Raw genomic sequence first — 13,689 nt, forward strand, 5'->3', positions numbered from 1 at the left:
CTGTTCGCCGTCATCATTCCCGGGGATGATGTACGGATGCGTCGAGCGGACCGGCTATTCCTCATCATTCACGCGCTGCGCGGTCGACGTACCGCACTGCAGGCGCGATCGCTGGCGCAGACGCTGGGCGTGTCGCTGCGCACGGTCTATCGCGATGTCGCCGACCTGCAGTTGTCCGGCGTGCCGATCGAGGGTGAGGCCGGCGTCGGCTACGTCCTGCGCAAGGGTTCGGACATCCCGCCGCTGATGTTCAACGCCAGCGAACTCGAGGCTCTGGTGGTCGGCTCGCGCTTCGTGCGTGCATTCGCCGGCACCCGGCTGGCGGAAAACGCGCAGACGGCGCTGCTGAAGATCGAGGCGGTGCTGCCGCCGGAACTGCGCGAGCGCGCCAGTCGCACGCGCATCTTCGCGCCGGTGTGGCGCGACCAGTACCGCGACGATTTCGCCGCCCTGCTCGATCAGCTGCACGCGGCCATCGTCGGCAACCAGGTGCTGCGGATGGCCTATCGCGACGAAGGCGGCAACCCCAGCACCCGCGAGATCGAGCCGCTGTGCCTGTCGTTCTGGGGCGGCAAGTGGACCCTGGGCGCGTGGTGCCGCATGCGCGGCGACTTCCGCAACTTCCGCCCGGACCGGATCGCCGAGAGCGCGGCCAGCGGCGAGGTTTTCATCGAAACCGAAGAGCGCAACCTGGCTGCCTACCTGCGCTCGGTGGGAGTGGGCGAACTCAATCTGGGCTGAGCGGGCCGTGGACGGACCGGGGCGTCGATACTGACACTGGATGCCGGGTGCCGTTGCCATGGGCCGTCATGACGGCCACGATAGACGTTCGCATCACGTCACCTGATCGATGACGCCGCCGCCCGGAAAGAGGAACCCGAGTGAACAAGACTCCGATGATGGCCCGATGGGCCGTGCTTGCACTCGTCTGCAGCGCGCCGGCCTACGCGATCGACGCCCCGGCCAGCGAAACCGCCGCCGCCGCCGATGTCCGGTTCAAGAACATCTACACCACCGAATGGGCCTGGCGGACGGGGCAGGCCGGCATCAGCGCCTCGGGCGAGGCTCAGCCCAACAATGGACGGCTGGATACCGTGGACGCGGCCAGCCAACAACGACGACTGGATTATTGGCAGAGCGTGCTCAGGCAACTGGACGGCATTGACCCGACCGCACTGTCGCCCGCCGAGCAGGTGAATTTCGCCATCTACCGCCAGCAGATCGATAACTTCGTCGCCAACCAGCGCTTCAAGAACTGGCAGATGCCGTTCAACAGCGATTCGGCGTTCTGGTCGGACATCGGTTACCAGCTGGGCGGCGGCCGGCTGCGCACCCGGCAGGACTACGAACAGTACCTGGATCGGCTCGACCAGATCCCCGCCTACTTCGACCAGCAGATCGCCAACATGCGGGCCGGGCTCAAGCGCGGCTTCAGCGTGCCCCGCGCGGTGCTGGACGGGCGTGACGTGTCGATCGCCGCGGTCGCCGAATTGAAGGACCCAACCGCGAGCAGCTTCTATGCGCCGTTCAGGCAGCTGCCGGCCACGATGCCCACCGACGAGGCCCAGGCCTTGCAGGGACAGGCCTTGCGCCGCCTTCGCGACGAGGTGATTCCGGCGTACGCCAGACTGCTGGCGTTCTTCCGCAACGAGTACCTGCCCCGTGCGCGCAAGACGCTCGCCGCCGAGGCGCTGCCCGACGGCAAGGCGTTCTATCGCCAGCAGATCCGCGAGTACACCACGCTCGACCTCAGCCCCGACGCGATCCACCAGATCGGCCTGGACCAGGTGGCGCAGATCCATGCGCAGATGCTGGAGGTGATCAAGGACACCGACTTCAAGGGCAGCTTCGCCGAGTTCCTGCAGTTCCTGCGCAGCGACCCGCAGTTCTACGCGAAGTCGCCGGAGGAGCTGCTGATGCGCAGCGCCTGGGTGGCCAAGGAAGTGGACGGCCAGATGGCCAGATACTTCGGCCACCTGCCGCGCCAGCGCTTCACCATCGTGCCGGTGCCGGCCGACATCGCGCCGTACTACACCTCCGGTCGCGGCGGCCCCGACGAATACATGGTCAACACCTATGACCTGCCGTCGCGGCCGCTGTACAACATGCCCGCGCTGACCCTGCATGAGTCCTATCCGGGCCACGCGCTGCAGCTAGAGCTGGCCGACGAGCAGCACGGCCAGCCCGCGTTCCGCCGCAACAGCTACATCTCCGCCTACGGCGAGGGCTGGGGCCTCTATTCGGAATATCTCGGCAACGAGATGGGCATCTACAAGACCCCGTACCAGCGTTTCGGTTACCTCACCTACCAGATGTGGCGGGCCTGCCGGCTGGTGGTCGACACCGGCATCCATCACCTGGGCTGGAGCCGGCAGCAGGCGATCGACTACCTCACCGTCAACACCGCGTTGTCCGCTCGCGAGATCGCCAACGAAGTCGACCGCTACATCAGCTGGCCCGGCCAGGCGCTGTCGTACGAACTGGGCTACCTGAAGATCCGCGAACTGCGCGCGAAGGCGGAGCAGGCGCTCGGCGCGAAGTTCGACATCCGCCATTTCCACGACACCGTGCTGTCCACCGGCTCAGTGCCGTTGCCGGTGCTGGAACAGCGCATCGACCGCTTCATCGCCGACGGCGGTCCGGAGCCGGATTACGGCTGCGACTGTGCCGCAAAGGCGAAGGAGCAGCCGTCGGGACCGTGAGCCGGCACTGGTCAAACATTGACCAAAGCTTCCCTTGTAGAGTAAATTGCATGTCAACTTTACAAGGAGAGTGACCGTGCTGGCCCAGTCGCTGCCTGAAAACACTCCTGACGCGGACCTCGGTGGTCCGGCGTTGCGCGCGTTCTTCCGTCTCGCCGAACACTGGAAGCTGCGCATCGCCGATCAGCGCAAGCTGCTCGGTGATCCGCCGGAATCGACCTTCTACAAGTGGAAGCGCCAGCAGGATGGTGCCCCGGGACGCGACACCATCGAGCGGATCAGCTATCTGCTCGGGATCTGGAAGTCGCTGCAGATCCTGTTTCCCGAACCGGCCCAGGCCGACGCCTGGCTGCACAAGCCGAATACGGCGTCGCTGTTCGGCGGCCACTCCGCGCTGGAACGCATGCTGTCGGGCAATGTCGCCGACCTGTACGTGGTGCGGCAGTATCTGGACGCGCAGCGCGGCTGAAGCGGTGACGGGCGTCGCGGCGAGCGAGACGGCGATGCCGCACGCTTTGCGCCTCTCCCTGCAGGCAAGGAAGCACTTCCAGGAACCCTGATGCCAAACGAGTTGCCGCCCCTCAAACGCGTCCGCTGGAGCCAGGCGTATCGCATCGTGCCCAGCCGCTTCCCGCCGGTCGGGGTGTACGACCGCATTGCCGACCCGGCCGACATGGACGCGGTGTTCGCGATCGAGGCATTGACCAATTCGCGCCTGCGCGAGGAGATCGACGCGCTGAAGCTGGTGCCGAAGGCGCATCGGGTCAGCGGCCCGGGTTCGACGCCGGTGATGGCGGCGTTCACCCATCTGAATCCGGAAGGCAGCCGCTTCTCCGACGGCACGTGGGGCGTGTTCTACGCGGCGCACAGCGTGGCCACCGCGGTCGAGGAAACGGTTTATCACCACGAGCAATTCATGGCCGCGACCAGCGAACCGCCGTGCGAAGTGCAGATGCGCTGCTATCGCACCAGCGTGGACAGCAAGCTGCACGACCTGCGCGGTGGCTGGCCGGCGGAACAGGCGGCCGACAGTTACGTGGCCAGCGTGGCGCTGGCACGCAGGCTGCGCGATGCCGGTTCGCCCGGCATCGTTTTCGACAGCGCCCGGCATGCCGGCGGCGAATGCATCGCGGCGTTCTTCCCCGACGTGGTCGCGCCCTGCGTGCAGGCCAGGCACCTGGTCTACCGCTGGGACGGCACCCGCATCGCCCAGGTGCTGGAGGTGAGCGAGCTCAAGCGGTCCGGGCCGAACAAGTCGTAACAGCGCCGATCGTCGCGGAGTGGGCACGATCGGCTTCCGGGGCGGGTGGCGAAGGCGACCTGCCGTTTCCCCGGTCGCGCCGCGGCCCTGCTCGCGTCTACAGCTTCTCGAATTCCCGTTTGAGGTCGTAGCCCTTGTCGGTCACGATGCGTTCCAGCGTCCTCACGCGCTGCTCCAGCGTGTCCATGCGCGCCTGGTATTGCGGGTCCTCACGCGGCTGGACCTGCTTGAAGCGCAGGTGATCGCGGATGATGCGCGCGCCGAAGATGACGATGATGATGCTCAGTATGAAAAATTGACCGTGGTCCATCGTTGATTCCTAGTGTTCCAGATCGCGAAATTGGCGGTCGAGATCGCGTCGACGCGAAGTGACGTAGCCTTCCATGTGCTGCAAGTTGCTGTCCAGCTCGCGCCGGCGATGGCGTCGCTCGCGGAAGCCGTCGCCCGCCGCGTACCTCACGCTGCCCCAGTACGCCTCGTCGATATCGTGCCGCATGTCCGTCCTGGCGGGCAGCAGGAAGCCGAGAACGACATACGCCGCCAGCGTCACCACGCCGAACCAGAACAGCGCGATGACCGCGATGATCCGGACCAGGGTGACGTTGCAGCCGAGCTCGTCCGCCACGCCCGCACACACGCCCATGAGCCTGCCGTGGCGGGGATCGCGATGGAAGCGCTGCGCGCGCCCGTAGTCGTCGCGTGCCATGGCTCAGCTCCGGTGACGCGTCGATTGCCAGTAGCTGCGCTCGTCGCCGTCGCCGCAGTAACGCAGCGGTCGCTCCGGCATGACCAGCGCGGCGACGACGTAGGCCACCACGGCGGACACCGGGAAGCACCAGCCCAGCGCCAACGCGCCGGCGCGGGTCAGCCATACCGGCCAGTCGAAGCTTTCGGCGATGCCGGTGCATACGCCGAGGATCAGGCCGCGTTCCGAATCGCGGTGGAGCGGGCGTCGACGATCTCCGTCCCGTGTAGCGTTCATGCCTTGTCTCTCCAGTGGGGTGTTTGGGTATCCGGATGGTTTCCGGCGTTGTCGCGCCGCTTCCATCGGGTTAGTGCCTCGTTATTCCTTGTTCGCCGGCTTCGCCGAGCCCAGGCGTTCCTTCAGCGCCGCCAGTTCGGCCTCGACGTGGTCGTTGGTTTCCAGCTCCGCGAATTCGCGGTCGAGATCGCGCTGCTTGCCCAGGTCGTAGGCTTCGACCCGGCCTTCCATGTGTTCCAGCTTGCGCTCGTAGTGCTCGAAGCGACCCAGCGCGTTGTTGATCCGCTCGTCGTGGGTGCGGCTGCGCGCCTTCAGGCGGTTGGCCGCCGTGTGGTGGCGCAATTCGAAGGATTTCTGCCGATGCTTGGCATCGGCCAGCTTGACCTGCAGCGCGGCGATGTCGTCGTTGAGCTTGGCCAGGCCCAGTTCGACCTCGTGGCACTGGCGCTGGAGCGATTCACGCGCCGCGTCCATGTGCTTCTTTTCGGCCAGCGCGGCCTTGGCCAGATCGTCGCGCCCCTTGGTGATGGCCAGCTCGGCCCGACGCTGCCACTCGTCGGACTCGCGCTGGGCGTGTTCCACGCGCCGCTCCAGTTCCTTGCGGTCGGCGATTGCGCGCGCCGCGGCGGAGCGCACTTCCACCAGCGTGTCTTCCATCTCCTGGATGATCAGCCGCACCACCTTTTCCGGTTCCTCGGCCTTGTCCAGCATCGCGTTGATGTTGGAGTTGATGATGTCGCTCATTCTCGAAAAAACGCCCATGTCTGCTTGCCTCGTGATGGTGAAGGGCCACGAAGTATCCAGAGCACGGGTCGTGCCAAATGCCGGCGTCGTCTCAAGTCATTGATTGGTCAACGGTTGCCTCCTTGCGGCCGTGAAGGCGCGTCGTTCGCAGCGGTTGGATAAACCGATTTATGGTTGAATTGACCAATATCGGGTTGGATGAGCCATTCGACCATTGCCCCCTCTGCGAGTTGATGTCCCATGCCAGATCCGCGGCCATCGGATACCGAAATCACCGCCATGCTGGGCGAGTCGACGGCCTTCCTCGATTTGCTGGAACACGTCTCGCGGGTGGCGGCGGTGAACAAGCCGGTGCTGGTCATCGGCGAGCGCGGCACCGGCAAGGAGCTGATCGCGGCGCGACTGCATTACCTGTCGCCGCGCTGGGAGGCGCCGCTGGTGAAGCTCAACTGCGCGACCCTGACCGAAGCCCTGCTCGAAACCGAGTTGTTCGGCCATGAGGCGGGCGCGTTCACCGGCGCCAGCCGCCGCCACATCGGCCGTTTCGAGCAGGCCCACGGTGGCACGCTGTTCCTCGACGAGCTGGCCACGGTTTCCCTGCGCGTGCAGGAAAAGATCCTGCGCGCGGTCGAGTACGGCCAGTTCGAACGCGTCGGCGGCAACGAGACGCTGACCGTGGACGCCCGCATCGTGGGCGCGACCAATGGCGACCTGCCCGCCGCCGTGCGCGCCGGAACGTTTCGCGCCGACCTGCTCGACCGCCTGGCTTTCGACGTGCTGACGGTACCGCCGCTGCGCGCACGCACGGGTGACATCCTGCAACTGGCCGAGCACTTCGCGCTCAACATCAGTCGCGAGCTGGGTCGGGACCTGTTTGCCGGTTTCAGCGAATCCGCCCGCGCCGCGCTGATCCGCTATCCGTGGCCGGGCAATGTGCGCGAGTTGAAGAACGTGGTCGAGCGGTCGGTGCACCGCACGCCGGCCGACGATCCGGTCGACGCCATCGTTTTCGACCCCTTCGCTTCCGCGTTCCGGCCGGCGGTCGAGGCCGAGCCGGAAGCCGTCGACGTGGCAGCGCCGGAAAAGAAATCGATCCGGCTTCCCTGCGACATCAAGACCGAGATGGCGCGCCTGGAAGTGGACCTGGTCCAGTGCGCGCTCGTCGAAGCCCGCCACAGCCAGGTCGAGGCAGCGCCACTGCTCGGACTCAGCTATCACCAACTGCGCGCGCTGTTGCGCAAGCACGGCATGGTGAAGTCGCGCCGTCGCGGGGACGATCCATGAGTGGCAACCGCGAAATCACCTTCGCCGTCGTTGCGCTACGCTCGGGAACGGCGTTTCCCGCTGTCTGCAGGCAGCATCGACAGTCTGCAGCCGGCATGACCACGACGGAGCGAACGATGAAGTGCATGCGTCATCTGCTGTGGATCCTGCTGCTGTGCCCGCTGCTGGCCGCAGCACGCGACAACCGGGAAAACGATCATGCGCAGTGGAACCGGGATATCGCCGCGTTCCAGGCCACGGATCGGGCGCAGCCACCGGCGGCGGGCGCGGTGTTGTTCATCGGCAGTTCGTCGATCCGCATGTGGCGCTCGCTGGCGACGGATTTCCCGCAGGTGCGCACGCTCAACCGCGGCTTTGGCGGTTCGGAGATCGACGATGCCACCTTCTTCGCCGACCGCATCGTGGCGCCGTACCATCCCCGCGCGATCGTGATGTATGCGGGCGACAACGACCTGGCCGACGGCGACAGCCCGGCCCATGTGCGCGACGACTTCGCCGCCTTCGTGCGCAAGGCGCGCTCGTACGATGCGGATGTCCCGGTCGCCTTCATCGCCATCAAGCCCAGCGTGGCGCGCACGGTGTTGCTGCCGAAGATCCGCGAGGCGAATGCGCTGGTACGCGCCTATGCCGCCAGCCAGCCGGGCGTCAGCTACCTGGACGTGTTCACCCCGATGCTGGGCAGCGACGGCCAGCCGCAATCGCGTTGGTTTATCGCCGACGGGCTGCACATGAACCGGCAGGGCTATGCGCTGTGGACCGGCGTGGTGGGACCGTGGCTGGACGCCACCTTGCGCTGATCCGGCGAATCAGGTGTCCGCGTTGGTCGCCCAGCCCACGCGGTCGCCACGGGTGAACACGCGGTCCCCATCGAGCACGTCGCCGGCGGCGTGCGCGGGCGATTCGCGCAGCTTCGCGTAGATCGGCGTGAAGTCCGGATGGGTCGCTTCGAACAGTTGCTCGAAGCTGTCGATCACGAAATAGGTCTGCTGGTAGGTGTCGATGCGGTAGCGCGTGCTCATCACGCGCTCCAGGCCGAAGCCGATGCGGTTGGGCGAGGGCGAATCGAGCGAGTAGATCGACTCGCCCTTGGAGCTGACGATGCCGGCGCCGTAGATGCGCAGGCCGTCGCCGGTGTTGATCAGGCCGAACTCCACCGTGTACCAGTACAGCCGGGTCAGGTTCATCAGCGCTTCGGGGCCGATTGCGAACGCCTTCATGCCGCCGCGGCCGTAGGCCTGCATGTAGTCGGCGAACACCGGGTTCAGCAGCAGCGGCACGTGGCCGAACATGTCGTGGAACAGGTCCGGCTCGCTGAGGTAGTCGAGCTGGTCGGGCTTCCTGATCCACCAGCTGACCGGGAAACGGCGATGGGCCAGGTGGTCGAAGAACACCTCGTCCGGCAGCAGGCCCTCCACCGCGACCAGCTCCCAGCCGGTGGCGGCGCCGAGCACCTTGTTCAACTCGGCAAATTTCGGGATGCCGCCATCGCCCAGGCCGAAGCGCTCGACGCCGTCGAGGAATTCCCGGCAGGCGCGGCCCGGCAGCAGTTCGCGCTGGCGCTTGAACAGCGTGTCCCAGACTTCATGGTCGGTCGCGCTGTAGCTGTCCCACGGCTGTTCGACCACGCCGGTGGCGTAGACGGGCACGTAACCGCGGTCGGTCTGCTGGTGTTCGACTTTGCGAGGAGTGTCCATGGGCGCGGTTCCGGGTGGGTCAGGCAATCTCAAGGATACGGTGGATCGCCCGCAGCAGGCTTGCTTTATTGTCCGATTATGGGTCAAGAATGAACTATTCTTGCGTCAATCGCCAAAGTAGAAGGAGATCATTGCATGACGTCGCTGGATCGCACCGACCTGCGCATGCTCGCCGTGCTGCAGAGCGAAGGCCGCATCACCAATGCCGAACTGGCCGAGCGGGTCAGCCTGTCGCCCTCGGCCTGCCTGCGCCGGCTGCAGCGGCTGGAGGCGGACCAGGTGATCACCGGCTACGCCGCCCAAGTCGATCCGCAGGCGGTCGGACTGGGCCTGCAAGCCTTTGTGCGGGTCCAGCTGACCCGCCACGAGAGCGCAGCGATCGAAGGTTTCGTCGAGCGCGTCAGCGGCTGGGACGAAGTGGTCGCCTGCCATGCGCTGACTGGCGACATGGACTACCTGCTGCACGTTTACGTGGCCGACCTCAAGGACTTCTCGCGTTTCCTGCTCGACCATCTGTTGAACGCCAGCGGGGTCGGCGATGTCAATTCGAGCTTCGTGCTGCGCACGGTGAAGCGTTCGCCCTCGCTGCCGCTGGCGCAGCTGGAGCGATCGGGGCCTGCGGCGGCGCGGAACTAACGTTAAACTGGGCAGCTGATGAGCATCGACACCACCTCCGTGCCCGAACGCGACCTGCTGCGCCCGCTGCGCTACCTGTGGCGCGTGCCGCTGGTGGTGCTGCACGTCGTGCTGGGCATCCTGCTCTGCGCGCTGCTGCTCAGCTGGAACCAGCAGGCCGTCATGAAGAACGGACGCGAGCCGTTCCCGCACCGGATGATCCGGCTGTGGTCGGTGACCCTGCTGCGCATCCTCGGCATGCGCGCCCGGCGCTTCGGCGAGGCGCTGCGCGACCCCGTGCTGTTCGTCGCCAACCACACCTCGTGGCTCGACATCATCATGCTGCACAGCCAGCGCGCGGCCTGCTTCGTGGCCAAGGCGGAGATCGCCGGCTGGCCGCTGATCGGCTGGCTGGCCGCCAACGGCGGCACCATCTTCCACCGCCGCGGCAACAACCATTCGCTGGCGACGGTGATGCAGGCCATGGTCGAGCGCCTGCGCGCCGGGCGTTCGGTGGCGGTGTTCCCGGAAGGGGGCACCGGATACCACGGCGTGCTGAAAGTGTTCCACGCGCGCATCTTCCAGGCCGCGCTCGACGCCGAAGTGACGGTGCAGCCGGTGGCGCTGCGCTTTGCCCGCGGCGGCCGGCGGGTGGTCGATGCCGGCTTCCGCGAAGACGAGAGCTTCTTCGGCAACATCGTGCGCCTGCTGGGCGAGGCGCCGATGGATGCCGAGATCCACTTCCTGGCGCCGGTGCCCGCCACCCCCGATGCGCGCCGACGCATGGCCGAGCTGTCACGCGAACGCATCGCCTCCGCACTGGAAGACCGCCAGGAATGAGCCTGCTTTACGGAAAGGATTTCCGTCCACCCTGGCCGCTGCGCAGCGGTCATATCCAGACCATGCTGTCGTCCAGCGGCGTGCGCCGGCTGCTGCTGCCGCGCGCGGCCAAGACCGTGCTGCAGGGCGCCGAGCCGGTGGTGGTCGATGGCGGTGGCGGCGTGCGCCTGACCGGTGCCTACACCGCGCAGAAGACGCTTCCGCAGTCGCGCGGACTGGCCGTGCTGTTCCATGGCTGGGAAGGCAGTGTCGACTCCACCTACGTGCTGCAGACCGGCAGTCGCCTGCTGGCCGATGGCTGGGACATCTTCCGCCTCAACTTTCGCGACCATGGCGACAGCCACGGGCTCAACGAGGCGCTGTTCCACTCCTGCCGGCTCGACGAAGTGGTGCACGCGCTGGGTGACATCGCCCGGCGCTACCCGGCCCGGCCGATGGCGCTGGCCGGCTTCTCGCTGGGCGGCAACTTCGCGCTGCGCGCCGCGATGCAGACCTCGCTGCTGGGCATTCCGCTGAGTTACGTGCTGGCGGTCTGCCCGATCATCGATCCGGGTGCGGGGCTGTTCGCGCTGGAGGAATCGGCGCCGTGGTTCTACCAGGCCTACTTCATGCGCAAGTGGCGCCACTCGCTGCTGGCCAAGCAGCGGGCGTTTCCCGAGCACCAGTTCTTCGAGATGTCCGAGCTGAAGCAGCACCTGCGCGGGCTGACCGAATCGCTGGTGCTGCGCCACACCGACTTCAAGTCGCTGCAACAGTATCTGGACGGCTATTCGGTGGCCGGCGACGCGATGCAGGCGATGCAGATTCCCGCCACCATCCTGACCTCGCGCGATGATCCGGTGATCCCGGTGGGCAGTTTCGAAAAGCTCGAACTGCCGCCGAACATCGAACTGGACATCGCCGAGTACGGCGGCCACTGCGGCTTCATCCGCGACTGGGGCATGACCAGCTTTTCGGACGACTACATTGCCGGCCGCTTCAACGCGATTGCCGACGCCGAATCATCCATCGACGGCGTGGCGCCGGCTCAGGCATCCGCGCCCACGGCGCGCTGACGCATCCAGCTGGCGATGCTCATGCGGTCGCGCGCGGCCGGCAACACCTCGTGCTCGAACCGGCCGGACAGGAACAGCAGCAGCTCGCCCGCGCGGGGGAGGATGTCGCGATGGCTGCCGTCGTCCAGATACAGGCGCAGCGCGCCACCGTCCGTGTCCAGCCAGTCCTGGTTGAGATAGAACACCGCCGAGAGGACCCGGGTGTCGCTGCCGCGCAGGCGATCCAGGTGCCGCGCGTAGCCGGCGCCGGGCCGGTACATCGCGTAATGCGATTCGCAATCGACCAGGCTCAGCATCAGTTCGCGCCCCAGCCTCTGGCGCAACGCGTCCATGCGGTCGGTGAAAACCCGCTGCGGCCCGGTCAGGGCATCCGTGGCAAACCAGTGGATGCTGTCGCCACGCAGCGACGATGTCGTGCGGCCGATGCCGGTGCGGGCGGGCAGCAGTTGCCGGGCATCGTGCAGCGCGGCGCATTCGAGCCCCAGCGCACGCGTCTGCGCGTCATCCAGCAGGCCGGGCAGCATGCACCAGCCATCGACCGCCAGCGCGCTGGCGGCGGCATCGAAACAGAAGGGGGAAGACATCGAACGCCCGGAGTGCGCGAAGCAGCGAAGTGGCCGTTCCGGTGCATGCCTGGTCGGGCGGCGCTGGGGGGCAGGCTGCCATGACCGGCAGCGGCGCAGCATACGATGATTCGTCAGCGCGTGCGCAGTGGGTCGAGCAGGCGGCCCAGGCCGTTGTGATCGAGCTCCAGCATCAGGGCCAGCAACTGGCCCAGCTGACCGGGCGGGAAGCCCTCGCGGGCAAACCAGGCCAGGTAGGCACCGGGCAGGTCCGCGATCAGCCGGCCCTGGTACTTGCCGTACGGCATGCGCACGGTCACCAGTTTCTGCAGATCGGCGGCGTCCATGTGATGGCCTCGGTGGCAGGGAGAAACGGCATTGCGGGAACGAAACAACATGCATGCGGCAAGGCCGGTCCCGAAAGCGCCATGCGCGACCTGCTGGATTGAAACCGGGCGTCAGTCCGCCGCCACGCAACGCCCCTGCGCCCAGGCCCGCAGCGCGTCCACCTGTTCGCGCATCAGCACCGACAGCGGGCGGGTCTGCTTGAGGGCATGGAGCAGGGTCGGCTGGTCCGGCGGCGTGCCGTTGCCGGCCGCGTCATACAGCGCGCTGACGATGGTCTGTTCGATTTCCGCGCCGGAAAAGCCTTCGCTTGCCGCCGCCAGCGCGGGCAGCTCGAAGCTGGCCGGGTCGAGCTTGCGGCGGGCCAGATGCATCTCGAAGATCTGCTCGCGTGCCGGCATGCGCGGCAGGTCGACGAAGAATATCTCGTCGAAGCGGCCCTTGCGCAGCAGCTCGGCGGGCAGTTCGTGCACCGCGTTGGCGGTGGCGACGACGAACACCTTGGCCCTGCGCTCGGCCATCCAGGTCAGCAGGTAACCGAGCACGCGGCGCGACACCCCGCCGTCATCGCCGCCGCCGGCCAGGCCCTTCTCGATCTCGTCGATCCACAGCACGCACGGCGACAGCAGTTCGGTGCTGGCCAGCGCCTCGCGCAGGTTCTTTTCGGTCTCGCCCTGGTACTTGTTGTACAGCGTGCCGAAATCCAGCCGCACCAGCGGCACGCCGAAGCCGCCGGCAATCGCCTTCGCCGCCAGGCTCTTGCCGCAACCCTGCACGCCGAGCAACAGCACGCCCTTGGGCGGGTCGAGCGCGGGATCGGGCGTGGCGGCGAGGAACACCGCGCGCCGGCGCTGCACCCACTCGCGCACGCGGCTGACCCCGGCGATGTCGGCGAAGCTGGCGGTGGCGTATTCGTAATGCAGCAGGCCGGAACGGTTGAGCAGGTCGAACTTGGACTGCATCAGCACCGGCAGGTCGCTCGCCCCCAGTGCGCCGTCGGCGTAGATCAGCTTGCGCACGATGCGCCGCGCATCCGGCGCGGACAGCCCCAGCAGGTTGCGCACGATGGTGCGCGCGGCGTCGTTGTCCACCTCGATCTTGCGGTTCTGTTCGCGCTGCCAGGCCACCGCCTCGGCGCGCAGGATGCCGGCCAGCTCCTTGATGTCGGGCAACGACAGCGGCACCCGCAAGGCCAGCGCCTCCAGCTCCTCGGGCAGCTCCACCTTGGCGCCGACCAGCACGATGGTGTGCGCGGCCGAACGCTGGCGCTGCACGATCTCGCGCAACTGGCGCAGGCTCATCGCGTAGCGCAGCAGGCTGTGGAAGTCGAACATCAGGTAGATGCCGCGCTCGCCCTGGGCGCGGATCGCGTCCAGCGTGGCGGTGGCGTCCGGCGCCACGTCGCCCTCGCGCTGGGCGAAGTCGAGCCGGTTCAGGCCGTCGGTGAGGGTCCAGCGCCACAGCGGATGCAGTGCCTGGGCAATCACGTGGCGGAAGCACTCGATCACCCGCTGCTCGTCTACCGTCTCGATCACCAGCAGCGGCGTGGCCGCGCGAACCAGCGTGGTGAGATCCTGCAATTCGCTCATGTTTCCCCCTCGAAG

At 67.0% G+C, this 13,689-nt stretch carries 17 protein-coding genes; 9 read left to right on the forward strand and 8 right to left on the reverse strand.

Translation table 11 applies throughout. The features are described 5' to 3' along the window. Positions 1 to 36: 36 nt before the first annotated feature. From ASD55_RS00550 to ASD55_RS00565, 4 genes are all read left to right on the forward strand, one after another. Positions 37 to 741: a YafY family protein gene (locus ASD55_RS00550; protein ID WP_056714520.1), complete on the forward strand. Its 705-nt coding sequence runs from the start codon at positions 37 to 39 to the stop codon at positions 739 to 741. A gap of 158 nt (positions 742 to 899) precedes the next feature. Beyond that, positions 900 to 2,702 (forward strand): DUF885 family protein, encoded by a 1,803-nt coding sequence (locus ASD55_RS00555; protein ID WP_056764372.1) that lies wholly within the window; start codon positions 900 to 902, stop codon positions 2,700 to 2,702. 76 nt (positions 2,703 to 2,778) lie between these two features. After that, positions 2,779 to 3,171: an MbcA/ParS/Xre antitoxin family protein gene (locus tag ASD55_RS00560; RefSeq protein WP_200946045.1), complete on the forward strand. Its 393-nt coding sequence runs from the start codon at positions 2,779 to 2,781 to the stop codon at positions 3,169 to 3,171. Positions 3,172 to 3,261: 90 nt separating this feature from the next. After that, entirely contained in the window at positions 3,262 to 3,963 is a 702-nt protein-coding gene (locus ASD55_RS00565) for an RES family NAD+ phosphorylase (RefSeq protein ID WP_056762940.1), read from the forward strand. Between the two features lie 97 nt (positions 3,964 to 4,060). On the opposite strand, the gene ASD55_RS00570 is transcribed toward ASD55_RS00565, so the two are convergent. The 4 genes from ASD55_RS00570 to pspA all read right to left on the reverse strand — a co-directional run bounded on the left by ASD55_RS00570 (position 4,061) and on the right by pspA (position 5,707). Next, positions 4,061 to 4,273 (reverse strand): hypothetical protein, encoded by a 213-nt coding sequence (locus ASD55_RS00570; protein ID WP_056762943.1) that lies wholly within the window; start codon positions 4,271 to 4,273, stop codon positions 4,061 to 4,063. 9 nt (positions 4,274 to 4,282) lie between these two features. Beyond that, the gene (locus tag ASD55_RS00575; RefSeq protein ID WP_056762946.1) at positions 4,283 to 4,669 is read right to left on the reverse strand and encodes a PspC domain-containing protein; all 387 of its coding nucleotides are present in this window, start codon (positions 4,667 to 4,669) and stop codon (positions 4,283 to 4,285) included. 3 nt (positions 4,670 to 4,672) lie between these two features. Beyond that, the gene (locus ASD55_RS00580) at positions 4,673 to 4,945 is read right to left on the reverse strand and encodes a PspC domain-containing protein (protein ID WP_082542590.1); all 273 of its coding nucleotides are present in this window, start codon (positions 4,943 to 4,945) and stop codon (positions 4,673 to 4,675) included. A gap of 81 nt (positions 4,946 to 5,026) precedes the next feature. After that, the gene (gene pspA, locus ASD55_RS00585; protein WP_056714505.1) at positions 5,027 to 5,707 is read right to left on the reverse strand and encodes a phage shock protein PspA; all 681 of its coding nucleotides are present in this window, start codon (positions 5,705 to 5,707) and stop codon (positions 5,027 to 5,029) included. 222 nt (positions 5,708 to 5,929) lie between these two features. Here pspA and pspF point away from each other — a divergent pair, with 222 nt between their 5' ends. Together pspF and ASD55_RS00595 are read left to right on the forward strand one after the other, a co-directional pair. Continuing rightward, the gene (pspF, locus tag ASD55_RS00590; RefSeq protein ID WP_056762949.1) at positions 5,930 to 6,973 is read left to right on the forward strand and encodes a phage shock protein operon transcriptional activator; all 1,044 of its coding nucleotides are present in this window, start codon (positions 5,930 to 5,932) and stop codon (positions 6,971 to 6,973) included. 125 nt (positions 6,974 to 7,098) lie between these two features. Continuing rightward, entirely contained in the window at positions 7,099 to 7,770 is a 672-nt protein-coding gene (locus ASD55_RS00595; RefSeq protein WP_082542651.1) for an SGNH/GDSL hydrolase family protein, read from the forward strand. 9 nt (positions 7,771 to 7,779) lie between these two features. On the opposite strand, the gene phhA is transcribed toward ASD55_RS00595, so the two are convergent. After that, on the reverse strand, positions 7,780 to 8,667 hold the full coding sequence (gene phhA / locus ASD55_RS00600; RefSeq protein WP_007809755.1) for a phenylalanine 4-monooxygenase: 888 nt from the start codon (positions 8,665 to 8,667) through the stop codon (positions 7,780 to 7,782). A 135-nt stretch (positions 8,668 to 8,802) separates the two neighbouring features. Here phhA and ASD55_RS00605 point away from each other — a divergent pair, with 135 nt between their 5' ends. The 3 genes from ASD55_RS00605 to ASD55_RS00615 are packed head-to-tail and all read left to right on the forward strand — an operon-like array spanning position 8,803 to position 11,177. Next, positions 8,803 to 9,303 carry an Lrp/AsnC family transcriptional regulator gene (locus tag ASD55_RS00605; protein WP_056714495.1) on the forward strand — a complete coding sequence of 167 codons (501 nt, stop codon included), beginning with the start codon at positions 8,803 to 8,805 and terminating at the stop codon, positions 9,301 to 9,303. 18 nt (positions 9,304 to 9,321) lie between these two features. Beyond that, positions 9,322 to 10,122 (forward strand): lysophospholipid acyltransferase family protein, encoded by an 801-nt coding sequence (locus ASD55_RS00610; RefSeq protein WP_056762955.1) that lies wholly within the window; start codon positions 9,322 to 9,324, stop codon positions 10,120 to 10,122. Further along, positions 10,119 to 11,177, forward strand: a complete 1,059-nt coding sequence (locus ASD55_RS00615) for an alpha/beta fold hydrolase (protein WP_056762957.1) — start codon at positions 10,119 to 10,121, stop codon at positions 11,175 to 11,177. The genes ASD55_RS00610 and ASD55_RS00615 overlap by 4 nt, the downstream gene beginning before the upstream one ends. On the opposite strand, the gene ASD55_RS00620 is transcribed toward ASD55_RS00615, so the two are convergent. The 3 genes from ASD55_RS00620 to ASD55_RS00630 all read right to left on the reverse strand — a co-directional run bounded on the left by ASD55_RS00620 (position 11,150) and on the right by ASD55_RS00630 (position 13,674). Beyond that, a complete protein-coding gene (locus ASD55_RS00620; protein WP_056762959.1) occupies positions 11,150 to 11,761 on the reverse strand; it encodes a 2OG-Fe(II) oxygenase in 612 nt (203 codons plus the stop codon). The two genes, ASD55_RS00615 and ASD55_RS00620, sit on opposite strands and share 28 nt — an antisense overlap. 113 nt (positions 11,762 to 11,874) lie before the next feature. After that, positions 11,875 to 12,087 (reverse strand): DUF3820 family protein, encoded by a 213-nt coding sequence (locus tag ASD55_RS00625; protein WP_056713844.1) that lies wholly within the window; start codon positions 12,085 to 12,087, stop codon positions 11,875 to 11,877. Between the two features lie 111 nt (positions 12,088 to 12,198). Further along, on the reverse strand, positions 12,199 to 13,674 hold the full coding sequence (locus tag ASD55_RS00630) for an AAA family ATPase (protein ID WP_056762962.1): 1,476 nt from the start codon (positions 13,672 to 13,674) through the stop codon (positions 12,199 to 12,201). Positions 13,675 to 13,689: the final 15 nt, after the last annotated feature.

This window comes from Rhodanobacter sp. Root561, assembly GCF_001427365.1.
In the GTDB taxonomy this organism is placed as follows: domain Bacteria; phylum Pseudomonadota; class Gammaproteobacteria; order Xanthomonadales; family Rhodanobacteraceae; genus Rhodanobacter.